Annotated in this window: 21 protein-coding genes; 6 read left to right on the top strand and 15 right to left on the bottom strand. The window is 64.2% G+C overall.

Annotation, left to right across the window (positions count from 1 at the left end):
• Positions 1–126: 126 nt before the first annotated feature.
• The 7 genes from HNE04_RS18075 to HNE04_RS18045 all read right to left on the bottom strand — a co-directional run bounded on the left by HNE04_RS18075 (position 127) and on the right by HNE04_RS18045 (position 6,963).
• Complete coding sequence (locus tag HNE04_RS18075; protein ID WP_172222172.1) at positions 127–1,431, bottom strand: NAD(P)/FAD-dependent oxidoreductase; 1,305 nt, start codon at positions 1,429–1,431, stop codon at positions 127–129.
• Positions 1,432–1,450: 19 nt separating this feature from the next.
• Complete coding sequence (locus HNE04_RS18070; RefSeq protein ID WP_172222169.1) at positions 1,451–2,860, bottom strand: homospermidine synthase; 1,410 nt, start codon at positions 2,858–2,860, stop codon at positions 1,451–1,453.
• Positions 2,861–2,889: 29 nt separating this feature from the next.
• Positions 2,890–3,072, bottom strand: coding sequence for a CopG family transcriptional regulator (locus HNE04_RS18065; RefSeq protein WP_172222167.1), 183 nt, complete (start codon positions 3,070–3,072; stop codon positions 2,890–2,892).
• 71 nt (positions 3,073–3,143) lie between these two features.
• Positions 3,144–3,323, bottom strand: a complete 180-nt coding sequence (locus tag HNE04_RS18060) for a ribbon-helix-helix protein, CopG family (protein ID WP_172222164.1) — start codon at positions 3,321–3,323, stop codon at positions 3,144–3,146.
• A 188-nt stretch (positions 3,324–3,511) separates the two neighbouring features.
• Positions 3,512–3,661, bottom strand: coding sequence for a hypothetical protein (locus HNE04_RS18055; protein ID WP_172222161.1), 150 nt, complete (start codon positions 3,659–3,661; stop codon positions 3,512–3,514).
• 57 nt (positions 3,662–3,718) lie between these two features.
• The gene (locus tag HNE04_RS18050) at positions 3,719–5,890 is read right to left on the bottom strand and encodes an amylo-alpha-1,6-glucosidase (RefSeq protein WP_172222159.1); all 2,172 of its coding nucleotides are present in this window, start codon (positions 5,888–5,890) and stop codon (positions 3,719–3,721) included.
• Between the two features lie 20 nt (positions 5,891–5,910).
• Positions 5,911–6,963 (bottom strand): glycosyltransferase family 4 protein, encoded by a 1,053-nt coding sequence (locus HNE04_RS18045; protein WP_172222156.1) that lies wholly within the window; start codon positions 6,961–6,963, stop codon positions 5,911–5,913.
• A 159-nt stretch (positions 6,964–7,122) separates the two neighbouring features.
• Between HNE04_RS18045 and HNE04_RS18040 the strand changes: the two genes are divergently transcribed.
• From HNE04_RS18040 to HNE04_RS18020, 5 genes are all read left to right on the top strand, one after another.
• The gene (locus tag HNE04_RS18040; protein ID WP_172222153.1) at positions 7,123–7,512 is read left to right on the top strand and encodes a hypothetical protein; all 390 of its coding nucleotides are present in this window, start codon (positions 7,123–7,125) and stop codon (positions 7,510–7,512) included.
• Positions 7,513–7,586: 74 nt separating this feature from the next.
• On the top strand, positions 7,587–8,858 hold the full coding sequence (locus HNE04_RS18035) for a TolC family protein (RefSeq protein WP_235965142.1): 1,272 nt from the start codon (positions 7,587–7,589) through the stop codon (positions 8,856–8,858).
• The gene (locus HNE04_RS18030) at positions 8,855–10,342 is read left to right on the top strand and encodes an efflux RND transporter periplasmic adaptor subunit (RefSeq protein WP_172222150.1); all 1,488 of its coding nucleotides are present in this window, start codon (positions 8,855–8,857) and stop codon (positions 10,340–10,342) included. Before HNE04_RS18035 ends, HNE04_RS18030 begins: the two co-directional genes overlap by 4 nt.
• Positions 10,339–13,473, top strand: coding sequence for an efflux RND transporter permease subunit (locus HNE04_RS18025; RefSeq protein ID WP_172222147.1), 3,135 nt, complete (start codon positions 10,339–10,341; stop codon positions 13,471–13,473). Before HNE04_RS18030 ends, HNE04_RS18025 begins: the two co-directional genes overlap by 4 nt.
• A gap of 32 nt (positions 13,474–13,505) precedes the next feature.
• On the top strand, positions 13,506–13,805 hold the full coding sequence (locus tag HNE04_RS18020; RefSeq protein WP_207717615.1) for a copper-binding protein: 300 nt from the start codon (positions 13,506–13,508) through the stop codon (positions 13,803–13,805).
• A 52-nt stretch (positions 13,806–13,857) separates the two neighbouring features.
• Here the strand turns inward: HNE04_RS18020 and HNE04_RS18015 are convergent, their stop codons facing one another.
• The 8 genes from HNE04_RS18015 to lgt form a co-directional block, all read right to left on the bottom strand.
• Positions 13,858–14,424, bottom strand: a complete 567-nt coding sequence (locus tag HNE04_RS18015; protein WP_268904915.1) for an MEDS domain-containing protein — start codon at positions 14,422–14,424, stop codon at positions 13,858–13,860.
• Positions 14,425–14,802: 378 nt separating this feature from the next.
• On the bottom strand, positions 14,803–15,993 hold the full coding sequence (locus HNE04_RS18010) for a sensor histidine kinase (protein ID WP_172222142.1): 1,191 nt from the start codon (positions 15,991–15,993) through the stop codon (positions 14,803–14,805).
• 131 nt (positions 15,994–16,124) lie between these two features.
• Positions 16,125–17,651, bottom strand: coding sequence for a malonate--CoA ligase (locus HNE04_RS18005; RefSeq protein ID WP_172222139.1), 1,527 nt, complete (start codon positions 17,649–17,651; stop codon positions 16,125–16,127).
• Between the two features lie 4 nt (positions 17,652–17,655).
• A complete protein-coding gene (locus HNE04_RS18000; RefSeq protein ID WP_172222137.1) occupies positions 17,656–18,411 on the bottom strand; it encodes an enoyl-CoA hydratase/isomerase family protein in 756 nt (251 codons plus the stop codon).
• 5 nt (positions 18,412–18,416) lie between these two features.
• Positions 18,417–19,409: a Bug family tripartite tricarboxylate transporter substrate binding protein gene (locus HNE04_RS17995; protein WP_172222134.1), complete on the bottom strand. Its 993-nt coding sequence runs from the start codon at positions 19,407–19,409 to the stop codon at positions 18,417–18,419.
• A 39-nt stretch (positions 19,410–19,448) separates the two neighbouring features.
• A complete protein-coding gene (locus tag HNE04_RS17990) occupies positions 19,449–20,759 on the bottom strand; it encodes a malonyl-CoA decarboxylase (RefSeq protein ID WP_172222131.1) in 1,311 nt (436 codons plus the stop codon).
• A complete protein-coding gene (locus HNE04_RS17985; protein ID WP_172222129.1) occupies positions 20,756–21,424 on the bottom strand; it encodes a GntR family transcriptional regulator in 669 nt (222 codons plus the stop codon). The genes HNE04_RS17990 and HNE04_RS17985 overlap by 4 nt, the downstream gene beginning before the upstream one ends.
• A 71-nt stretch (positions 21,425–21,495) precedes the next feature.
• The gene (lgt, locus tag HNE04_RS17980; RefSeq protein WP_172222126.1) at positions 21,496–22,320 is read right to left on the bottom strand and encodes a prolipoprotein diacylglyceryl transferase; all 825 of its coding nucleotides are present in this window, start codon (positions 22,318–22,320) and stop codon (positions 21,496–21,498) included.
• 66 nt (positions 22,321–22,386) lie between these two features.
• Here lgt and ilvD point away from each other — a divergent pair, with 66 nt between their 5' ends.
• Positions 22,387–24,081: a dihydroxy-acid dehydratase gene (ilvD, locus tag HNE04_RS17975; RefSeq protein ID WP_172222123.1), complete on the top strand. Its 1,695-nt coding sequence runs from the start codon at positions 22,387–22,389 to the stop codon at positions 24,079–24,081.
• The last annotated feature ends 204 nt before the right edge of the window (positions 24,082–24,285 follow it).

The following is a 24,285-nucleotide window of genomic DNA, read 5'->3' as shown; positions in this document are numbered from 1 at the left end:
TTCGAGCAAAGCCATCCGAACATCGCGGCCTGGCTGGCGCGGCTGCGCGAGATCGACGGCTGGGCCCCGCCTTACGAAGTGCTGCCGGGCGAGCGCATCCTGCCCAGTGGTGACGCCCCAGCGGGACTACAGCGCGTCGCGCAGGCGGTAGTACAGCATTCCCAGGATCAGGGCCGGCGTGCGCATCAGCGCGCCGCCGGGGAACTGATGGTGCCTGATGCGGGCGAACAGGTCGAAGCGCTCCGCCTGCCCCGCGACCGCCTCGGCCACGAGCTTGCCGGCCATTCCGGCCAGCGCCAGGCCATGGCCCGAGAACCCTTGCAGATAGTAGATGTTGTGGCCCAGGCGCCCGAAATTCGGCGCCTTGTTCATGGTGATGTCGACAAAGCCGCCCCAGGCGTGCGGTATGGCCAGATCGTCCAGCTGCGGAAATACCACCAGCATGCTGGAGCGGATCCGCGCTATCAGGTCGCGCGGTGCCGCCCCGCTGTAGCTGTCGGCGCCGCCGAACAGCAGCCGGTGGTCGGCGCTCAGGCGGAAATAGTCGAGCACGAAGTTGGTGTCCGAGGCCGCGGGACGTGTCCGCATCAATGCGTCGGCGCGCTCCTGGCCCATCGGCTCCGTGGCGATCATGTAGGTGCCGACGGGCATGATGCGCGCGGATACCTCCGGCGCGATCTCGTCGCCGTACTCGCCCAGGTACACGTTGCCGGCAAGCACCACGAAATTGCACCGGCACTCGCCCTGCGCGGTTTTCACCACTGGCTTGTCGCCCCGCTCGACCACGAACGCCGCGGAGTTCTCGTGGATCCGCACACCGGCCGCGCGGGCTGCGCCGGCCAGGCCCAGGCAATACTTCAGGGGATGCAGGTGGCCGGAGGTCGCGTCGAACACCGCCGAATGAAAGCGCTTGGTGGCCAGCCACTCGCCGATCTCCGCGGGACCTATCCACTGCAGCGGGTGCCGGTAGGCGGCTGCGGCGTGATCCATCCAGCGCCGCAGCTCGTCCGACTTGCGCGGCTTGACGGCAAGGCTGAGGTAGCCGGGACGGAAATCGCAGTCGATGCCATAGCGGGCGATCCGCTCGCGCAGCAGCTGCAGCCCCTCGACGGAAACGTCCCAGGTGCGGCGCGCATCCGCCGGCGAGAACTGCTTTTCTATCGCACACTCGCCGTCCGAGCCGAAGCCCACGATGGCCTGCCCGCCATTGCGCCCGGAAGCGCCCCAGCCGATGCGCTGCGCTTCCAGCAGCACCACCGAATAGCCACGCTCGGCCAGCTCCAGCGCGGCCGACACGCCGGCATAACCACCTCCCACCACGCAGATGTCGGCGGTCGTGCGCTCGGCCAGCGGCCGCGAAGGCGGCGGCCGCTCCACGCTTGCCTCGTACCAGGAATTCTCGACGACGCCGAGTTCTTTCTTGAGCAGCAAGCGGGCCTCGCGGTGAGCGCTATTTCACAAGGAAGTTCAGGAACTGCCAGGGATCCTCGAGGTCCTTGTCTTCGCTGAAAAGCGGGCTGCGGCCCTGCAGCGGCGTCCAGTCACCCCACTCGCCGACGACATCGCCCAGGTAGGGAACGGCCACTTCCAACACGGTCTCCCAGTCCAGGTCGTCGGGCTCGACCAGGCCGGCGTCCGGATTGCGCAAGGCCCAGGCCATGCCGCCCAGGATGCCCGCTACCACCTGGAGGCTGGTGGCCGTGTTGTACGGCGCCAGCTTGCGCGCCTGCTCGATGGACAGGCGCGATCCATACCAATACACGCCCTTGGCATTGCCCATCAGCAGCACGCCGAGTTCGTCCATCCCGCCGGTGATCTCGTCGCGCATGATGCGCTGCTTGCGCTGCAGTTTCCAGTTCTTGCCCGCCACTTCGTGCAGGGACAACACGGCGTCGTCGCACGGATGGTAGGCGTAGTGCACGGTGGGCCGGTAGGTGATGTTGCCGTTGTCGCGCAGCGTGAAGTGATCGGCGATGGAGATCGATTCGGCGTGGGTCACCAAAAAGCCGTGGTAAGGGCCTTCCAGCGGAGTCCAGCTGCGCACCCGCGTCGCGATGCCGGGACGGTTCAGGTAGATCGCCGCGTCGCAGCCGAAGCCATGGCGGCCGGCATCCTCGGGCCAATGCCTCTCGTGGCTGCCCCAGCCCAGTTCCGCGGGCTGCAGGCCTTCGTCGAAGAAGCCTTCCACCGACCAGGTGTTGACGAATTCGTCACTCTCCTTGCGCCTGTCGGAAATCTGCGAGTCGCGTTCGGCGATGTGGATTACCTTGATGTCCAGGCTGCGGGCCAGCTCCGCCCAATCCTCGTAGCTGGTGGGCCTCTCCACCTTCAGATGCGTTTCTTCGGCCATGTTGAGCAAGGCCCGCTTGACCAGGGCCGATACCAGCCCGGGATTGGCGCCCTGCGTGAGAACCGCCGTCGGTCCCGAGCGAAGGTCCCGCCGGAAGGCCAGCGCCTCTTCGCGCAAGGCGTAATTGGAACGCTGTGACGGCGACAGCTCCGGGTTGTCGTAACGCCCCGGCCAAGGCTCGTTGCAGGTGTCCAGATAGAAGGCGCCGCGTTTGCGGCAGAACCGCATCAGCGCGATGCTGGAAACGTCGACTGAGAGGTTCAGCAGGAAGTCGCCCTTCCCCAGCAAGGGCTCGAGCACGGTCTCGAAGTTGCCTTCGTTCAACGGCGTGGCGATCACTTCGGCGCCGAACTCCGCGGCGATGCCGGTATCGTCCTCGCGGGTCTTGACGATCTTGACGCGGCCGGGCTTGACGCCGAATTCGCGCGGCAACAGTGGCAGCATGCCTTGGCCGACGCTGCCGAAGCCCAACATGACCACCCTGCCCGCGAACGTTGCTTGCCGCCTCATGGGCGACAGTGTAGGACAGCAGTAAAACTCTACTTGCGGGCCTTCTTGGCCGCAGCGATGGGCAGCTTGATCCCGTTTTCGTTGAGGAAGTCGCGGATCAGGCGGCGCATGACCTGCGAGGGCGTCATGTCCTGGGCGTGGCAGAGCTTCTCGAACGCATCCTTGCGCGCGGGGTCGATTAGCACTGTCAGCCTGGCTGTCTTGTTCTCCATTGAGCGATCTCTATGTTAATCAAATTATAATTGCTTTTTTGATTAACGCCCCGCCCACAGCGGCCGCGGCCCTACCTGCTCCGCGCTTTCTTCACCGCGGGGACTTGCAGCACGCCGTGTTTTTCCAGGTATTGCTTGATCAACAGTCGCACTACCTGCGACGAGGTCACGTCCTGGGAAGAGCAAAGCTCCTCGAACGCTTTCTTTTTTGCGGGGTCGATCAGGATCGTCAGTCGGGCTTTATCTTCCATGCATCACCAAGCCATAGGTTAATAACATGATAATATTCTGCGCCTATGGTTGAACGCGGATGGTAGTACTTTTGCCGGTGATCCGTTAGGACGGGTTCCCGAGCCGTGGCTGCGGCTTGACCTTGCGGCGCTGTCATCCTTTTCCCATATGAGGCGACGAACGGTGCGCGCAGTGGCGCGAAGACGGGTCAGGCGAAGAGGCGTTGGGCCTTGTCCGCCAGCTCGATCTGGCGGCGCATGATGCGCGGCACGTCGGGATGCATGGGGTTGATCTCGCTCATGGCCCACCCGTAGAACGCCTGGGCCAGCATGACGTGGATGAAGTTGAGTATTTTCATTCACGTATGGTTACGCACTCAGCCGTATGCGGCTGTAGGCGACCCGCCCGTCCCTGCCTAGGCCACGACCGTGACCCTGACGTCCGGGTCCTTGCGCAATACCTCGATCCCCACGTTGCGCTCGTACCGCTGCAGCAGCAGATCCGCACTGGCGCCCGGCATGCCGACGCGTGAGATGCGGATCCAGTCGATGAACGGCGGCAGCCTCGGCGCCTGCAGCACGATCTCCGAGCGCCGCGCGTGAATTTCCAGCCCAAGGCAAGCCTGCAGCATGCCAAACACTGCGGCGGCGGCCCATGCCTGCGGCGAACACGCCACCGGGTACAGGGTCGGCCCGGCCCCAGGACGCCGCTTGAAGCCGCAGAACAGCTCCGGCAGGCGGTGGGCATCGAAGTGCAGGCTCGATTCGAAGGCGCACGCGAACAACTGCATCGCGCTCTCGGTGCGGCCATAGCGCGCCATGCCGGCTGCGATCAAGGCGTTGTCGTGCGGCCAGATCGAGCCGTTGTGGTACGACATCGGGTTGTAGCGGGACGCGCCGGCCGCAATGGTGCGAATGCCCCAGCCGCTGAAGAACGCCTGGCCCATCAGGCCATCGACGATTCGCTGCGCATGCTCGGGAGACGCAATGCCACTCCAGAGCGTGTGCCCGGCGTTGGACGAACCCACTTTGCACTGCTTCTTCTCGCCATCCAGCGCGATCGCATAGCTGCCGATCTCCTCGCACCAGAACGCCGCCTGGAAGCGCTGGCCCAGCTCGCGCGCCTGATGCTCGAGCGACGCGGCCAGCGCGCCCTCTCCGATCGCAGCCGCCAGCGCGGCAACACCCAGCTTGGCTTCGTAGACATAGCCCTGCACCTCGCACAACGCTATCGGAGCCTGCGCCAGCGTGCCGTCGCTGTGGAAGACGGAATCCTGCGAATCCTTCCAGCCCTGTTGCACCAGGCCTTCGCTGCTGCGCCGCGCGTATTCGACGAACCCGTCGCCGTCGGCGTCGCCATAGCGGTCGATCCATTCCAGCGCCGCGAGGATGTTGGGCCAGATGCGCCGGATGAGCACCGTGTCGCCCGTGCGCCGCCAGTAGGCGGCAGCCAGGACCAGGAACAGCGGCGTCGAGTCGACGGAGCCGTAATAGCGCCCGAACGGGATCTCCCGCGTCAACGCCATTTCGCTTTGCCGGCCCTCATGCAAGATCTTGCCCGGCTCCGCGTCATTCTGCGGGTCCATCTCCGTGGCCTGCGTCGCCGCCAGGAACGACAGCACGCCGGCGGCGAGCGAGGGGTCCACCCAGAGATATTCAAGCGCAGTCAGGATGCCGTCGCGGCCGAAGGTCGTGGAATACCAGGGCACCCCGGCAAAGGGATACGGCCCCGTCGGCAGTATGGTGGTCAGCATGGACAGGTCCGCGACGGAGCGTTCCAGCCAGAGGTTGACCAGAGGGTTCGACGTGACCATCAGGCAGCGCCCACCCACCCATGCTCGCCGCTGTGCCTCGTTCTCGCGCAGCGCGGCGTCGTACGAAATTCGTGGCGCCCGTGCGTCGCCTTCGCACTCGCACGTCACCGTGCAGTAGATGTGCTGTTCCGATCCCGGATCCAGCTGCAGCTCGAAGGCGGCCCGCCCCCCGTCGATCATCGTCGGCGCCGGTTCGAAGTGGATGCGCGTGCGCCGCAGCCGGTTGTCGAGGCCGCGGTAAGGCAGGACGACTTCGCCGGCCGAGACCTCAGGCTGCAGGCGCTCGCCGCGCCGCTCGCGCTTCATGCCGCGCACTTCGAACAGGTCGACGAAATCCGCTTCGAAGGTGAACTCCAGCCGCACCCGTGTGGGCTCGCTGCCGTGGTGCGTCAGGCGTACATGCTCGTAGCAGGCCGCTTGCCACAGCAACTTGGCGCGAAAGACATGCAGTGTTCCCTTCGCCAGCGCCGGCCGGTCGCCGCGCGCCGGCAAGTCGGGATTCATCAGGTCGATGGCGAGCAGGCTGTTGGAATGCTCCACCGACGAGCCCAGGTAGAGCGGCCGCGCCCCGTCGATCAGCAGATCCTGGTGCGAGAGGTAGCGGGTGTCGTTGTGGTACAGGCCTTCCTTGCCCGGCACCAGAACCTGTACGTCGCCGAAGCGGTCGTACATCGCGAAGGTGTGGTCGTTCTTCAGGACCTGCGGCTGCTCTTCGGCACTCGCGGTGGTGGCGGCGACATACCACTTGTCGCCGATCTGGATCTTGTTCGGCATGCAACTGCTTCCTGTTGGCCCTACGCGGGAACGCGGGTTTCGCCCACCCGGCTGTCCACGAGCTCCCGGTAAACCTCCAGGTAGCGCTTGGCCATGACCCGCGCCGCAAAGCGCTGCTCGAACACCTGGCGGCAGCGGCGGCGATTGATGCTCTCGATGTTCCTGGCTGCGGCGATGGCCTGTTCCTGGTTCTCGACAATGAAGCCGGTGACGCCGTCTTCGAGGATCTCGGGAACCGAACCCTGCCCGTACGCGATCACGGGTGTGCCGCAGGCCATGGCCTCGATCATCACCAGGCCGAACGGTTCGGGCCAATCGATCGGCATCAGCAGCGCCCTCGCGTTGCCGATGAAGTCGTTCTTGGCCTCGTCGCCGATCTCACCGACGTAGGTCACCAGCGGATCGTCCAGCAGCGGTTTTATCGTGGATTCGAAGTACGCCTGGTCGGCAGGGTCGACCTTGGCGGCGATGCGCAGTGGCGTACCGCAAGCCCTGGCGATCTCGATGGCCCGGTCGGCCCGCTTTTCGGGCGAGATGCGCCCGACGAAAGCGAAATAATCCTGTGGTTGCGGGTGCAGCGAATACAAGCCCAGCGGCAAGCCGTGGTGCACCGTCGCACGCCAGTTGAGCCAGGGAAGAGGCGCACGCTGGCTGGCCGAAATCGACACCATGGGGTGCTTTGGAAAACAGCGGAATAACGGCTTCAAGTCCGGCAAGTCGAGGCGGCCGTGCGCCGTCGACATGCAGGGCGTCCTGCATTGACCCACCAGCGCAAGCTGCAGCACATCGGTGTGGAAGTGGATCACGTCGAAGGATGGTGCCGCCTTGAGCACCATGTCCATCATGATGGTGTGCCACACCAGCGGATCCGGTTTGCGCGAGTCCAGCCGCAGGCTGCGGGGCAGCACGGAAACCAGGTGTGCAGACGTAACCGAGTCGCCGCTGGCGAACAGAGTGACCTCGTGGCCCATTTCCACCAGGGCTTCGGTCAGGTATGAAACTACGCGTTCGGTGCCGCCATAGGCGCGCGGAGGCACGCTTTCGTACAGCGGCGCAACCTGGGCAATCTTCACGGGGGAGTCCTCTTTTCGTGGTGCGGCGTGGCACCGGAACCCGAAGATAGCTGTGCGAATAGACCCAAGCTGTAGGACGAGACCTTGTGTCGGCCGCAGGGTGTGGACTGCCAAGCCAACTCAGCGGGGACGGTTGACAGCCAAATTGATACACTTCGCATGCACATGTTCCGCCGTCCTTCTCGCCGCTTTCTGACCACATTTCTGGTGGTCGTGTCGCTGCTGTTCTCACAGCTGGCGCTGGCGAACTACGTCTGTCCTGGCGAACAGGACATGGCCGCCATGGCGGAGATGATGGCTGCGGGCGAACCCTGTGAAGGGATGGATGCGGCCCAGCCAGTTCTTTGCCACCAGTACTCTGCCTCTGCCGCACAGGCAGTCGAACAGCTGAAGGTCGTTACTCCGACCCTGCCGGCCCTGGTTCAAGTGCTCTTCCTGCCGGTGTTGAACCTGTCGGCCCAGGCCCTGGCACTGCCGGTTTCGGCCGAGCCCGAGGTCCGCCCTCCACCGGACCCGCTCTTTCTTTCCACGCTCAGACTCCGCGTCTGAAATCTCCGTCGATTGACTGGCGCTGGCGCGGCAAGTCCGCCTGCCAGCAAGTCCTCGTTCGTCTTGGAGAGCTCATGTTGCCCCGCTATTTTCTTGTGGTCACCTGCGCCGCTGCCCTGGTGCCGATGCCGGCTGTGTCCCAGCCCATGACCCATGAGGCCGCGCCTGTCGTCACCGAGTCCTTGACCTTCGACAGGGCGCTCGAACTCGCCGTCCAGCGGTCGCAGTCCGCCCGCGCAGCACGCGCGAGCATGGCAAGCGCATCGCAATCTGCACGCGTCGCCGGTCAACTCCCTGACCCGACGCTCCGAGCCGGCATCGACAATCTGCCCGTCACGGGCCCTGACCGATTGAGCACGACCCGTGACTCCATGACGATGAAGCGCATTGGTATCAGCCAGGAATGGCTGTCGGCTGAAAAGCGCGCCGCGCGGACTGCAGCGGCGCAAGCATTGGTCAGCCGGGAAGAGGCCCAGCTCAAGGCCAGCGTGGCGGAGGCGCGGCTGCAAACATCGCTTGCGTACCTGGACGCCTTCTACGCCGGCGAAGCGTTGAAACTCGCGCAATTGATGCAGCATCACGCCCGCGAAGAATTCGAGGCCTCGCGGGCCCGCCTCGCCTCCTCCAGCGGCAGCAGCTCCGAGGTCCTGGCGCTCACGGGCGCACGGGCGATGGCCGAGGACGAATCCACCGAAATTCACCAGCAGCAAGCCGCCGCGCAGGTCGCACTGCAGCGCTGGTCAGGTGTCGCGGCCGGCGAACTGGCCGCGGCGCCGCAAATGGGCGGCCTCTCCGAGGAGGCATTTGTAGAAGGCCACCCCAGCGTATTGGTCAAGCAGCAGGAGGTTCAGGTCGCACGCCTGGAGGCCGCGTCTACAGCAAGCAATCGGCGACCAAACTGGACCTGGGAAGCTTCCTATGGCCAGCGCAGCGGCTATTCGGACATGGTGTCCGTGGTGGTCAGCATTCCGTTGCCGGTGGCACCGGGCGAGCGACAGAACCGCGAGACGGTCGCAAAGCTTTCCCTCATCGACAAGGCTGAGGCTGATCTGGCCGAAGCGCGCCGAGCCGCTCATGCTGAATACGAGACCCTGGTCAGAAACTCACATCTACTGGATGAGCGTATCGAGCGGTACCGCGAAGGCGTCGTTCTGCCGGCGCAGCAGCGCGTCGCGGCGGCAACGGCAAGCTACCGCTCAAACCAGGGAACGTTGATGACGCTTTTCGAAGCGCGTCGCGCGGAGGTGGAGGCTCAACGCAAGCAGCTCACGCTGCAGCGAGACTTGGCCAAGACGATGGCACAGCTGGCATACCGGGCCTGGTGGGCTCCGAGGGATACACAATGAACCGCTCTCAAATCCGCTGGGCGGGACTGGCCGCTTCCGTTGCAGTCGCAATCGCCGTGGCAGGCTTTTACCTGGGCCGGGCAAGCAGCCCGCCCGCTTCGCCGGCGGCATCGGCACCGGCTTCGAATAGCACCGGCGAGCGCAAGGTCCTCTACTGGCACGACCCCATGGTGCCGGGCCCCCGCTTCGACAAACCGGGCAAGTCACCCTTCATGGACATGCAGCTGGTGCCGGTTTACGCCGACAGCGACACGAGCGAAGGTGGGGTCAAGGTCAGTCCCACCGTCCAACAGAACTTGGGCATCCGCACCGCCCCCGCGACCCGAACCCAGGTTTCATCTTCCTTCGATGCTGTGGGCGCCGTGCAGTTTGATGAACGCCTCAATGTCGCGGTCCAGACGCGTGTTGCCGGCTACGTGGAACGACTGGCCGTGCGGGCTCCGATGGAAGCCGTCCGGAAGGGCCAGGCGTTGGCCACAGTCTTTGCCCCCGAGTGGCTCGGGCCACAGAACGAGTTTCTGGCGCTGGAGCGTGCCGACGTCTCACCCGACATCATCGCAGCAGCCCGTGAACGCATGCGCGCCCTGTCGATTCCCGACTCGCTCATTCGACAAAGTCAGGCAACCGGCACAGCCCAGGCCCGCTTCACGCTGACCGCCCCTGCCAGTGGCGTCATCTCGGAGCTGGCAGTTCGTGAAGGCGTGGCAGTGACGCCGGGGATGACCCTCTTTCGCATCGCCGGGCTGGAGAAAGTCTGGGCCGTGGCGGAGGTACCTGAGGCACAGGCGCTCCATCTACGCCGAGGGCAGCGGGTCAAGGCCACGCTGCAGGCCGACGAGTCCCAGTCGTTCACGGGAGAACTCAAAGAACTCATTCCCGAGGTCAACGCGAGCTCCCGCACTCTCAAGGCGCGCTTCGAAGTGGACAACAAAGGCGCGAAGCTCATCCCAGGAATGCTTCTGCGCCTGCAGGTTGCCGGACCATCCACCGCCCGGCTCGTCGTACCTTCCGAGGCAGTCATACGAACGGGCAAGCGGGCCGTGGTCATCGTGCGGACTGCGAACGGCTCTTTCCAGCCGCGGGACGTGTCACTGGGCGTGGACTTGGGCGACCAGGTGGAAATCCTTCAAGGCTTGAACGAAGGTGAGCAGGTGGTCGCCAGCGGCCAATTCCTTATCGACTCGGAAGCACGTCTCAAGTCCGTGTTGGGCAGTATGGCGCCAGCGTCGGCGCCGACGTCGACGTCAGGCGTTCACACGGCCGAAGGCAAGGTCGAAAGTGTAGACCGGGACGGCATCGTCATCTCGCATGGACCGGTCGCCTCTCTCAAGTGGCCCGAGATGACCATGGGCTTCAGCAAGCCCAATCCGGCTGCGTTCGCTGACCTCAAGCCTGGCGACACCATCCGCTTTGACTTCAAGCAAGGCGGTGCGATGGGCTATGAGCTCGTGTCAGTGCAGAAGCTGAGCGGGGCGAAGCAGTGATTGCCGCGGTGATTCGATGGTCGGTCGGAAACCGATTCCTCGTGCTGATTGCGACGGCCATACTGACCGTAGGCGGCATCTTGTCAGTGCAGCGCATCGCATTGGATGCGTTGCCGGATCTCTCCGATGTTCAAGTTATCGTGCGGACGTCGTATCCAGGCAAGCCGCCGCAGGTGGTCGAAGACCTGGTCACTTACCCCTTGACCACCTCGATGCTGAGCGTGCCCGGCGCCAAGACAGTGCGCGGGTACTCGTTTTTCGGAGACTCCTTCGTCTACGTCCTGTTCGATGACAAAACGGACCCGTACTTTGCGCGTTCACGGGTCGTCGAATACCTGAATCAGGTGCAGAGCCGGCTACCGCCAGGTGCCACGGCCACGCTGGGCCCCGATGCCACCGGCGTCGGATGGATTTACGAATATGCGCTGGTGGATCGCACCGGCAAACACGACCTCGGCCAGCTCCGCGCCTTGAATGATTGGTTCCTGAAGTTCGAGCTGAAGACTGTCCCTGACGTCGCCGAGGTAGCCAGCGTCGGAGGGATGGTGCGCCAGTACCAGGTCGTGCTGGACCCGAACCGCATGCGCGCACTCGGCGTTACACAAGGTATGGTCGTCAAGGCGCTTCGGGATGCCAACCAGGCGGCTGGCGGCTCGTTGGTCGAACTGGCCGAAGCTGAGTACATGGTCCGTTCGCGCGGCTTCCTCAAGTCGCTTGACGATTTCCGCCTGGTGCCCTTGGCCGTCTCAGGCGCAACCCCGGTGCTGCTGCGAGACGTTGCCTCCGTGCAAATCGGGCCCGAGATGCGTCGCGGCATCGCTGAACTGGATGGTGAGGGTGAGGTGGCCGGGGGCATTGTCGTGATGCGTTCCGGCAAGAACGCTCGCTCGACCATCGAAGCGGTGAAAGCCAAGCTGGAGACTTTGAAGCCCAGCCTGCCACCAGGCGTCGAAGTGGTGCCCACCTACGACCGGTCCCTTCTCATCGACCGCGCCATCGTCAACCTGCGCGACAAACTACTCGAGGAGTTCGTTGTCGTCGCCCTGGTCTGCGCACTGTTCCTGCTCCATCTGCGCTCGTCCCTGGTTGCCGTGGTGGCACTTCCGGTCGGGGTATTGACGGCGTTCATCGTCATGCACTGGCAGGGGGTCAGTGCCAACATCCTGAGCTTGGGCGGTATCGCAATCAGCGTGGGCGCGATGCTGGATGCGGCAGTGGTCCTGATTGAAAACGTCCACAAGCACGTCGAGGCTTTCGAGGCCCAACACGGACGGCAACCGACTGCTGGCGAGCGATGGAACCTGGTCACCGAAGCGTCTGTCGAGGTCGGGCCGGCGCTCTTCGTTTCGTTGCTTGTCATCACCCTGTCATTCGTCCCCGTGTTCTCCTTGGAGGCGCAAGAAGGCCGGTTGTTCTCACCCTTGGCATACACGAAGACCTACGCGATGGCGGCTGCCGCCGCCCTGTCGGTGACGCTGGTGCCGGTGCTCATGGGATACCTCATTCGTGGGCGCATTCCTCACGAAGCCTCCAACCCCATGAACCGCTTCCTGACGGCGGTCTACCGGCCGGCGTTGGAAGGAGTGCTGCGGTTCCCGAAGGCTGCACTGGCCGTTGCCGCTTTGCTCCTGGCGCTGACGGTCATTCCAGCGATGCGGCTGGGCGGAGAGTTCATGCCGCCCCTGGACGAGGGAGACCTGTTGTACATGCCGTCGGCGCTGCCAGGGCTCTCGATTTCGAAGGCGTCAGAACTGCTCCAGCAAACAGACCGCCTGATCAAGACCGTTCCCGAGGTTGCCATCGTGTTCGGGAAGGCAGGCCGGGCCGATACGGCTACCGACCCTGCGCCGCTGGAAATGTTCGAAACGACCATTCAGTTCAAGCCACGCGACCAGTGGCGCGCCGGTATGACACCCGCCAAGCTGGTGGAGGAACTGGACCGTGTCGTCAAGGTGCCGGGGCTGACCAACGTCTGGGTGCCCCCCATCAGGAACCGCATCGACATGCTGGCCACGGGCGTCAAGAGCCCTGTTGGCATCAAGGTGGCCGGTGCCGACCTGGCAACCATCGACAGGCTCACCACCCGGATCGAGGCTGCGGTGAAGGACGTCCCGGGTGTTTCTTCCGCGTTGGCGGAGCGTCTCACCGGAGGCCGGTACATCGACGTCGACGTGGACCGCCTGGCTGCGGCGCGGTACGGACTCTCGGTTGCGGACGTGCAGGCGGTGGTTTCAACCGCCATCGGTGGCGACACGGTTGGAGAGGTCATCAGTGGTCGCGAGCGTTACCCCATCAACGTGAGGTATCCGAGGGAAATCCGGGACTCGTTGCAACGACTGCGGGAACTCCCCTTCGTCACCGATAAAGGCGCCCAACTGCTGCTTCAGGACGTGGCCAAAGTCACCATCGAAGAAGGCCCCCCCATGCTGCGCAGCGAGAACGCGCGGCTGTCGGGGTGGGTCTATGTCGATGTCCGCGAGCGAGACCTCCGGTCGGTGGTCAACGATATGCAGGCCGCCGTTTCCAAGGCGGTGCAGATGCCCGCGGGTTACTCGGTCGCCTGGTCGGGCCAGTTCGAATACCTGGAACGGGCCACGCAACGCCTGCAACTCGTGGTGCCTGCCACCCTGGCGGTTATCTTCGTGCTGCTGTTCATGCTGTTCCGATCCCTGCGCGACGCGGCGTTGGTGATGGCAGCCGTGCCGTTCTCCCTCATTGGGGGCTTCTGGCTTGTCTGGGCCCTTGGGCACTCCATCTCGGTGGCCACCGCCGTTGGCTTCATTGCCCTCGCCGGCGTTGCGGCGGAATTCGGCGTGGTGATGCTCATCTATCTCAAGAACGCTTTGGCAAGGCGAGTGGCAGCCGGAGAGCCGGACACCGAAGAAACGCTGCTGGCCGCGCTCCGTGAAGGCGCCCTGCTCCGCGTTAGGCCAAAATCGATGACCGTGGCGGTCATCCTGGCCGGCTTGCTACCCATCCTCTTGACCAGCGGCACAGGCTCGGAAGTGATGCAGCGCATCGCCGCACCAATGGTCGGCGGGATGGTCACGGCGCCGCTGCTCTCGATGCTGGTGATTCCAGCGGCCTGGTTCCTGATGCAGCGCAGCCGCATACGGCGGGCCACCTCTTGACCCCATCACTTTTCCACTTCGAAAGGACTCTAATGAAAGCCAGTCACCTTCTCGCAATTGTTGCATTCGCCGCAGCCGGCGCCGCCCAGGCTCAGCCAGTGTCCCCTGCCTCGACACCAATGAGCCAAGGAGAGGTTCTGAAGGTTCTGCCCAAAGCAGTTTTGCTGAAGCACGGCCCCATCGCAAACATCGGTATGGACGCCATGACCATGCAGTTTGGTGTGGCCGACGCGAAGCTCCTGAAATCAGTCAAGGCTGGCGACAAGGTCCGCTTTGCCGTTGACCGGGTGAACGGCCAGTTTGTGGTGACCCGCATCGAACGGGCCCAATAGGATTGACAAAACGCATTAGAGCTGATTGCCACCTTCGTTGCGAACGCGCGAATCAGACCTGGAACACCTTGTGATGCGCATCGCACAGATGCTTGTACGACGCCCGCCCCGCAGGACTCGTGAAAAGTCCGGCGGGATAGCCGCATATCAGGGAAAACCTGCGTTTGCCAAGCAGGTCATTCCACAGTTTTTCCAGGCGAACCGCCGCATCGAATTGTCCTTGCTCGCACAGCAGCCCAACCATCTCACCATAGGCAGCGATTTCCTCGCCGCGGCTTATGCAGCGCTTGACTAAGTCGCCGACGACACGATCAAACTTGCCCTGGTGCGGCCAGCCTGCCACCATGAACTTGTCCAACGTTTCTTGCGCATCCAAGGCTATCAAAGTGCCGTACTGATTAGCGACTGGTTCAGCGAGCCGATGCTTGAGATTCAATTCGAGCGACAGGCGGCTCCGGAAAGAATCCCGCGCAATAACAATGCCTGTATGACCTCTCGTCAGCGCGGCGCCGAGGTATCGCGCCACCTCGTCGACGAGCAAGTCTGCGTCCTCATAGAAGTAAACGCAGTGGGATGAAGCTGGCGGTTCCTGGCATTTGGATTCTGGTGATGCGATCATGGGTGGACCAACGCTATTGTCGCAGGCGTCGCCTCGGGTGTATGAATACGCGGGCTTCGTCATCGATGGAAGACTTATCGTAACAGTCCCATCCCGATCCCGAGCCCCGCACGGTGCGTACCCTCTCCCATATCAGGGCTGGTCCCGCTAGATGATCTCTCTGGCCATCGACCGATGCCTCTTTGCTCAGATGAACGCGCTTACGCGCACAGCGGCAGGGTTTCCGCAACAGTCGTTAACTAAAGCACGGTTTCGCTGTTCAAGCCCAGCACTCGCCCGGCAGTTGCGGTCTTTAACATCCAATGCTTCGGATTGCGCCAGCTGAACGCTGGACCGATGAGGCGTCTATTGCAAATCGCTGTGCGCTTGGAGACAGGCTCAGGAAGAGGCGGTCTGAAACTCAGGCTGCTTTCGTGGCAGGCGGGTCAGGAACGTAGTCCCCTCGTCCGCTGTCGAACGCACCGACAGAGTTCCGTTGTGGGCGCGCATGATCTCCCGGCAAATGTAAAGCCCTAGGCCCAGGCCGTTCGGGGCTTTTTGCTTGTCCAGCAGCGACCCGCGGCTGCGCGGCTCAAAGATGCGTTCACGGTCATGCGCGGGAATCACGTTGCCGAAGTTATGCACGCTGAAAGTGACGTTTGGCCCCTCGTCCATTAGGGTGACAGCCACCGGCTGGCCGCGTGCGCCGTACGAAATGGCGTTCTCCAGAAGGTTAGACATAAGTTGTGCCAGGCGTGCCTCGTCCCAGACCCCGTCCAGGTTGCCTTCGGCGCGCAGCAGGAACTCGATGGACGGATGGCGGACCTGCGTCTCTGCCAGCACGCTGTCGAACAGGGGCCGAAGGTTCGAAGGCCTCGCGCTGATGGGCATGACGCCATTGGACTGGGCGCGCGAAAAATCGACGATCAGCTCGACGATACTCTGGATACGTCGCGCGCTATTGACGATGGGGTCGAGCGCCTTACGCTGGAGCTGTCCGGAGCGCGCCAGCACCTCGGTGGACATCGTGATCGTGCCTAGGGGATTGCGAATGTCGTGGCCAAGCATGCCCATAAACAGGTTGGTGTAGCGCTGCACTTGCTCGGTGTAGCGCGCCACCGACTCCGTGATTGCCTGGTCGATGGCCTCGTTGAACCGCATCAGTTGGTCCAGCTCGTCGGCATGCGTTTCATCGCCCTTCGAGGCCGACCACAGCCGAAGCACGCTGGCGCGCAGTGCCCGGTACTCCGTCAACATCGCGTCGATTGCAAAGCCCGCGACGATCCTCGTGTCTGCATGCGTCTCGGCCGCCGTGTCTTCCGCCTGACCTTCACGACTGGCCTCGCCACGCGACTTGGCGATCTGCTGCGCGTTCGATTGCGGTTGCTCGAGGTCGGCCGCTATCGCTAACAGGATCTGGCCCGCGTGGTCACGCAGGGCCTTCTGATCCAGCTCCTTGCCGCCATGCGCCACGGTCGCGGCAAATTCGTCCCAGGTCGCCAGAATCTGGTCCGCATGCTCGCGGATGAAGTCAGAAAGCCGCATTGCAGGCCCTTCATGTTTGAAGCCGGCGATATGCCGGGCGAGCATCAGGCGTGATACCTAAAACATCACGAGCGACAAGACACCCTGTCGATGATACCGATTTCGCGGGGCAAGCAGCGAATCGAAGGCGGGCAGCGGGAGATCGCAAGGCGAACCTGCTGCTTTGGCGCGAACGCCTAGGTGAACAGTTGCTTGTGCTGCTCACGCAGTTGGTTCTTCTGCACCTTGCCCATGGTGTTGCGCGGAAGCTCGTCGACCACGAAGCAGCGCTTGGGAATCTTGAAGTTGGCCAGCTGCGACTTCAGGCGCGCCACGATCTGCTCACCATCCAGGCTGGCGCCGGGTTTCGCCGTCACGACCGCCACGCCCACCTCGCCGAAGTCGGGGTGCGGCACGCCGATCAATGCACTCTCCGCCACGCCCGGCATGTCGTTGATGTAACCCTCGATCTCGGCCGGATACACGTTGTAGCCGCCGCTGATGATCAGATCCTTGCTGCGCCCGACGATGGTCACGTAGCCTCGCTCGTCGATCTTGCCGACGTCGCCGGTCTTGAACCAGCCATCGGCCGTGAATTCTTCCTTCGTCTTTTCCGGCATGCGCCAGTAACCCTTGAAGACGTTGGGTCCCTTGACCTGTATGTCGCCGATCTCGCCGGCCGGGAGCTCTCGCCCGTCTTCGCCACGCACCCGCAGCCCGACGCCAGGCAACGGAAAGCCCACGGTGCCACCGCGCCGTTCGCCATCTTGCGCACGCAAGGGATTGGAAGCGAGCATGATGGTTTCGCTCATGCCGTAGCGCTCCAGGATGGTGTGGCCCGTTCGCGTCTGCCATTCGTTGAAGGTTTCGATCAGCAAGGGAGCCGAGCCGGAGACGAACAGACGCATATGGCGCGCCGCCTCCTTGGTGAGAGACCGCTCCGCGAGCATGCGCACGTACAGGGTGGGCACGCCCATGAACACCGTGGCCTGCGCCATCTTCTCGATGGCCAGCTTCGGGTCGAACCTGCCGAGCCAGATCATCTTGCTGCCATTGAGCAGCGCGCCGTGCAGCGCCACGAACAGGCCATGCACATGGAAGATCGGCAACGCGTGGATCAGCACGTCGCCCCGCTCCCAGCCCCAGTAGTCCTTCAGCACCTTTGCGTTGGACAGCAGGTTGCCGTGCGTCAGCATCGCACCCTTGCTGCGCCCCGTGGTGCCGCTGGTGTAGAGGATGGCCGCCAGGTCGTCTTCGCCCAGACGCGCGGCCTCGTGGCTGTCGCTGTGGTGCGCGGCGCGCTCCAGCAGCGAACCCGTGCGGTCGTCGTTGAGGGTGAAGACGTTGCGCGTGCCGGCCTTGAAAGCGATCTTGCTGACCCAGCCGAAGTTCTTGCCGCCACAGACCACCACCGCAGGCTCGGCGTTGCCGATGAAGTATTCGATCTCGGCGCTCTGGTAGGCGGTGTTGAGCGGCAGGAACACATAGCCGGCGCGCAGCGTCGCCAGGTACAGCATCATGGCTTCGACCGATTTCTCCACCTGCACCGCGACGCGCGAGCCTTCGGGCAGGTCCAATGACCGCAGCAGGTTCGCCATCATGGCGGTGGCGCGATCGAGGTCGCGCCAGGAATAGACCAGGCCGTCGTCGGTTTCGACTGCGGCGCTGTCCAGGTCTTGCGGAAAGGCCGCGCGAAGCGCGGCAAAGAGATTGTGGTTGCTCATGGGTTCAGAACGCTGGCTTGCGTTTCTCGAGAAAGGCCGCGATGCCTTCGCGGTGCTCGCCGCTGTCGGCGTAGCGGTAGGGTTGATGAGGCTGCCGCCCTTGGGCCAGTGCCCGCAGGGCCTGCTTGTTCAGGCGTGCCGCTTGCGGCGACAATGCCGCGGCTCGCTGCGCGCTGGCAAGGGCTTCCGCCGCCACGGCTTTGTCGGCCGTGACGCGGTTCAGGAAGCCGCGCGCTTTCATTTCGGCCGCCCGCAGCACGGCGGCTTCCAGCAACATCTCACGGGCTGTCAATTCACCAGCCGCGCGCGCCACCAGTTGCGCCTCGCGCGGCGCCATGGGAAAGCCCAGCTTGGCGATGGGTGCGCCGAACCTCGTGGATTCACCGGCGATGCGGATGTCGCAACAGCTCGCGATCTCCATGCCCGCGCCCATGCAGGCGCCCTCGATCTGCGCGACCACCGGCACGTCGCAGTCAAGCATGGCGGCGAGCCCGCCCCAGACGTCGCTCTCGTGAAAATCACGCAGGGCCGATTCCTCGAAGCGGAATTCGGGATACTCCGATATGTCGCCGCCGGCGCAAAACGAAGCGTCCTCCCCTCGCACCAGCACGCAGCGCCATTCGCTGTTCGACTGGATCCGCTCGAACGCCGCACGCAGCTCGCGCCACATCGCGCGCGACATGGCGTTGAGCTTGCCCGGATGGGACAGGGTGATAAAGGCGACGGGGCCTTCCGCCGAGAAAAGAACCTCACCGGGCATTCGGGTCAATCCAGCTTGGCGCCCGAGGCCTTGACGACGGCGGACCAGCGCTTGATCTCCGAATTCACGAACGCGCCGAACTGCTGCGGCGTGTAGTTGGGAAACTCGGCACCCTGGCTCGCCCAGATGGCCTTGATCTCCTCCGACTGCATTGCCTTGCGCACTTCCTCGACGATGCGCGCCTGGGCATCGGCCGGCGTGCCCTTGGGCGCCCACAGGCCATACCAGGTGGTCACCGTGTATTCGGGCAGGCCCACCTCGGCCGCGCTGGGCACGTCCGGAAAGGCCGCGTTTCGCTTGTTGCCCGACACCATCAGGGCCTTGATCCGTCCGTTCTTGATGTGCGTGGCCGAGGAACCCAGGCCGTCGAACATCATGTCCACCTGGCCGCCCACCAGGTCGCGCAGGGCCGGGCCGGCGCCGGTGTACGGAATGTGGGTGACGAAGGTCTTGGTTTGCTGCTTGAACAGTTCGCCGGCCAGGTGGTGCGAAGTGCCGGTGCCGGCGGAGCCGTAGTTGTAGCGTCCGGGATTCTTGCGAAGCAGTTCCAGGAAGGACTTGAAATCCGGAGTGGTGATGTTCCTGGGGTTGACCACCACCACCTGCGGCACGCTGGCCACCAAGGTCAGCGGCACGAAGTCCCTCTCCAGGTCGTACTCGAGCTTGGCGTACATCGACGGCGCGATCGTGTGGTGCACGGCGCCCATGAAGACCGAGTAGCCGTCATTGGCAGCACGCGCCGCCAGGGTGGCGCCCACCGTGCCGCCGGCACCGCCCTTGTTGTCGATGACCAGCTGCTTGCCGGTCTGCTTGGCGAATTGGGCCGATAACGGGCGCGCGAAGGCGTCGGTGCCACCACCCGCGGGGAACGGCACGATCATCATCACGGGCCTGGCGGGCCATGCAGATTGAGATTGGGCATGCGCGAAGGGCGTCAACGCTGCGGCGCCGGCCGCGGCGGCGCGCAAGACTTCGCGCCTGGTAAAGCTGTGGTCCATGTTCTTGTCTCCTATAGTTGTATGAACTGCTGATGCGCGCTAAAGATACAGGTCTTCTATGGCCCCAGAAATCGGGATTTGTCCCTGCGCGAGCATGGCGCGGTGCTTGTCCAGGCGCTTCAAGTCATACAAATAGTTGACCATTAGCCCATAGGACTGCTTCAAGGCCTTGGCCGAGGGATCGCCCGCCCAATTCAGCCGCTCCACGCGCGCGCCGTTGCCCAGATGAAAGCGCGCCACCGGATCGAGCGGCTTGCCCTCCTGCATCTCCTTGCCCAGGTAGCGCGCGGCCCAGGCCAGCAACTCGGTGCGCTGCTTGGACTTCGGCGAGAGTGCAAGCGGGTCCGCCAACGCCGCCACCAGTTCCGCCGGCGCGTTCTTCGCGAGCCAGTGACGCAGCCCCGGGATGGGCGAGAGCGTCGCGAAGGTCTTGAGCCTGGGAAATTCGCCCTTGAGCGTTTCGACCACCCGCTTGATCAGCGAATCGCCGAAGCTCACGCCGCGCAGGCCTGTCTGGGTGTTGCTGATCGAATAGAAGATGGCCGTCGTCGCCTTGTGCGGATCGCCGGCCGCCGCTGCTTCATCGAGCAACGGCGTGATGCAGTCGGCGATCTCATCCATCAGCGCCACTTCGACGAAGATCAGCGGCTCGCCGTCCAGGCGCGGATGGAAAAATCCATAGCAGCGCCTGTCGCTGTCCAGCCGATTCTTCACGTCGGACCAACTGCGGATGTCGTGCACCGCCTCGTACTTGATGAGCTTTTCGATCAACGAGGCCGGTGAATCCCAGCTGATGCGGCGCAGTTCCAGGAAGCCCACGTCGAACCAGGTGGAGAACAGGTTCTCGAGTTCCGCGTCCAGCGCCAACAGGCGCTTGTCGCTCTTGAGGTGGGGCAGGAGTTCGGCGCGCAGGTCCACCAGGAAGCGCATGCCTTCGGGGAACACGGCGAAGCGCTGCAGCAGCCGCGTGCGCGGCGAGACGAAGGCCTTGCGCAAGTGGATCTCGGCCTGCCCTTCCTCGGGTGTGCCATGGGCGGCCTCGTACTGCTCGCGCACTGCCTTGATCTTTCCCGGATCCGGTGCGAATTGTTCGCTCATCAGCAGCCAGCAGTCGCGCCGCTGTTCCGGCGTGGCCTTGGCGTACCAGCCGGCGACGCCTTTCGCACGGCGCCCCGCTTCCACGTCGCTGAGCCCAGGATCGACGATCGCCTGCAGCTCCGTGAGCGTTCGCCGCAGCACTCGCGGCGACAGCGCCTCCGGATGCCGGCCCAGCGTTGCCTTCAGCCGTTCGCGGATGGACCGCGGGGCGCGCTCGCCTGCTCGCGGTGGGGTAAGCCAGATAGCACTCATTGAACCAACCTCGATTTCTGGTTGCGCGCCAGCGCCCGCAGCGCTTCGCGCTGACGTGTGAGGTGCGTGCGCATCGCGGCCTCGGCGCCTTCGGGATCGCGCGCCTTCAGCGCCGCGAACAGGGCCATGTGCTCCGACAGGCTCTGGTCCAGCCGACCGGGCGCATGCAACTGCTGCAGCCGCGCCAGCTTGACGATCTTGCGCAAGTCGCTGATCACCAGGGCCAGCCAGCGGTTGTTTGCCAACGTGATGATGGCCTCGTGGATGGCGAAGTTCGCGGCGTAGTAGTCGTTGATCCGCCTGGCCTTGGCGTGGCGATTGAGCTTGTCGTGCAGGATTTCCAGCTCCTGCAGGTCCGCGTCGGTGGCGTTGGTTGCGGCCTCGCGGGCGCAACGCCCTTCCAGCAGAGCCAGCACGGGAAAGATCTCGTCCAGGTCCTGCTCGGTGACTTCGTTGACGAAGCAGCCGCGCCGGGGCTCGTGGCGCACCAGCCCCTCCGCCGTCAGCACCTTCAGCGCTTCCCGCAGCGGTGTGCGCGAGATCTGCAGTTGTTCGGCCAGCCGGGCCTCGTCCAGGAAAGTCCCCGGCATCAATTCACCGGCAAAGATGCGGTCGCGCAGCTGGGCGGCGACTTCATCGTGCAACGAATTGGGGACCAGGCGCATGGCGTAATTTCCGGTAATTACGCATAATTATGGCAAGGAATCGGAGCGCTGTATAGAGCGCTTCGCAGAAATTAATTGGCGGGGACCGGCTGGGGCCGGGCGGCTGCCCAGACCCAGAGCAATACGCCGGCCAGGATCATGGGGATGCACAGCCATTGGCCCATGCTCAAGCCCAGCGACAGCAGGCCCAGGTGGTTGTCGGGCTCACGGAAGAACTCGGCAATGAAGCGCAGCAGCCCATAGCCGATCAGGAACACCGCGGATACTTGCGCCGGCTTGCGCTCCTTACGGGCATAGAACCATAGGATGACGAAAAGCAACAGCCCCTCCAGCAGGAACTGGTACACCTGGGACGGGTGGCGCGGCACCATGGAGCCGCTTTGCGGAAAGATCATGGACCACGGCAGAGCCGGATCGGCTGCGCGGCCCCAGAGTTCACCGTTGATGAAGTTGCCCACCCGGCCGGCGGCCAGCCCCGTCGGCACGCACGGCGCCACGAAGTCCATCACCTGCCAGAACAGCTTGCCGCGAGAGCGCGCGAACCACCATTGGGATGCGATCACGCCCAGCATGCCGCCGTGAAAGCTCATCCCGCCCTGCCAGACATAGAAGATCTCCAGCGGATGGGAGGCGTAGTAAGCGGGCTTGTAGAAGAGGCAGTAGCCCAGCCGGCCGCCCACGACCACGCCCAGCACGCCAAGGAAGAGCATGTCTTCCACGTCCTTGCGGGTCCAGGCGCCGGGCCCCTGGATCGACGCGAACGGCTCGTGACGCAGGCGCCACAGGGCCAGCAGCATGAAAAGGCCAAAGGCGGCCAGGTAGGTGAGCCCGTACCAGTGGATGGCTATCGGGCCGAGCTTGAGTGCGACGGGGTCTATCTGGGGATACATCAGCATGCGGGGTATTGTGCTGCAAGCAGTAGCTCCGCGGGAGCCCGTTCCCGGCTGCGGCATACTTCGGGGATGGACACGAAACCTATCCAGATCAACCGCCGCAGCAAGAACATCACCGAGGGCAAGTCGCGCGCGCCCAACCGATCCATGTACTACGCCATGGGCTACCAGGAGGGCGACTTCAAGAAGCCCATGGTCGGCGTGGCCAATGGCCACAGCACCATCACGCCCTGCAACAGCGGCCTGCAGAAACTGGCCGATGCGGCGGTGGCCGGCATCGAGGAAGCCGGCGGCAACGCCCAGATCTTCGGCACGCCCACCATCTCCGACGGCATGGCCATGGGCACCGAGGGCATGAAGTACTCGCTGATCAGCCGCGAAGTCATTTCCGACTGCATCGAAACCTGCGTGCAGGGCCAGTGGATGGACGGCGTGCTGGTGGTGGGCGGCTGCGACAAGAACATGCCCGGCGGCCTGATGGGCATGCTGCGGGCCAATGTGCCGGCCATCTACGTTTACGGCGGCACCATCCTGCCGGGCCACTACAAGGGCCAGGACCTGAACATCGTCAGCGTGTTCGAGGCCGTGGGCCAGAACGCCGCCGGCAACATGAGCGACGAGGACCTGCGCGAGATCGAGATGCGCGCCATTCCCGGTACGGGCTCCTGCGGCGGCATGTACACGGCCAACACCATGTCGTCGGCCTTCGAGGCGATGGGCATCTCCCTGCCCTACTCGTCCACCATGGCCAACCCGCACGACGAGAAGATGAACTCCGCCAAGGAGTCGGCCAAGGTGCTGGTCGAGGCCATCAAGAAGGACATCAAGCCGCGCGACATCGTGACGCGCAAGGCGATCGAGAACGCGGTGGCCGTCATCATGGCCACGGGCGGCTCGACCAATGCGGTGCTGCACTTCCTGGCCATCGCGCATGCGGCCGAGGTGGAGTGGACCATCGACGACTTCGAGCGCATCCGCCAGAGGACGCCGGTGTTGTGCGACCTCAAGCCTTCCGGCAAATACCTGGCTGTGGACCTGCACCGCGCCGGTGGCATCCCCCAAGTGATGAAGATCCTGCTGAAGGCGGGCCTGCTGCATGGCGACTGCATCACGATCACGGGGGAAACGATCGCGCAAGTGCTGAAGGACATCCCCGATGAACCGCGCTCCGACCAGGACGTGATCCGCCCCATCAGCAAGCCGATGTACGAGCATGGGCACCTGGCCATCCTCAAGGGCAACCTGTCGCCCGAAGGCGCGGTGGCCAAGATCACCGGCCTGAAGAACCCGGTGATCACCGGGCCGGCCCGCGTGTTCGACGACGAGCAGTCGGCACTGCAGGCCATCCTGGACGGCAAGATCAAGGCGGGCGACGTGATGGTGCTGCGCTACCTGGGCCCCAAGGGCGGCCCCGGCATGCCGGAGATGCTGGCCCCCACGGGCGCGCTGATCGGCGCCGGCCTGGGCGAGAGCGTGGGCCTCATCACCGACGGCCGGTTCTCCGGCGGCACCTGGGGCATGGTGGTCGGTCACGTGGCTCCGGAAGCGGCAGCCGGCGGGACCATCGCCTTCGTCAACGAAGGCGACTCGATCACCATCGACGCGCACCAGCTGAAACTGGAACTGAACGTGCCGGAGGCCGAGATTGCCAAGCGCCGCGCCGGCTGGACCGCGCCGGCCCCGCGCTATACCCGCGGCGTGCAGGCCAAGTTCGCGTTCAACGCAGCCAGCGCCAGCAAGGGCGCCGTGCTCGACAACTACTAGGTACCAGGCGGCCTACAAAGCGCTGTCATGCCGGACTCGATCCGGCATCCATGACTTCCTCGCGTCGCGGCAGGCGGTACCCCCGAGATGTACGCGAAGAACCTGCGCCAGCGCTTCGACTAATGGATGCGGGCCCTGCTGCACCGGCTGTTCGCCAGGCCGGTGGCTGGCAAGGACGCCATGCTCGACCATTACTAGCGCTTG

This window comes from Caenimonas soli, assembly GCF_013155545.1.
GTDB lineage: Bacteria > Pseudomonadota > Gammaproteobacteria > Burkholderiales > Burkholderiaceae_C > Ramlibacter > Ramlibacter soli.
The sequence above is the reverse complement of the archived record's forward strand: the minus strand, read 5'-3'. Positions and strand labels throughout refer to the sequence as shown.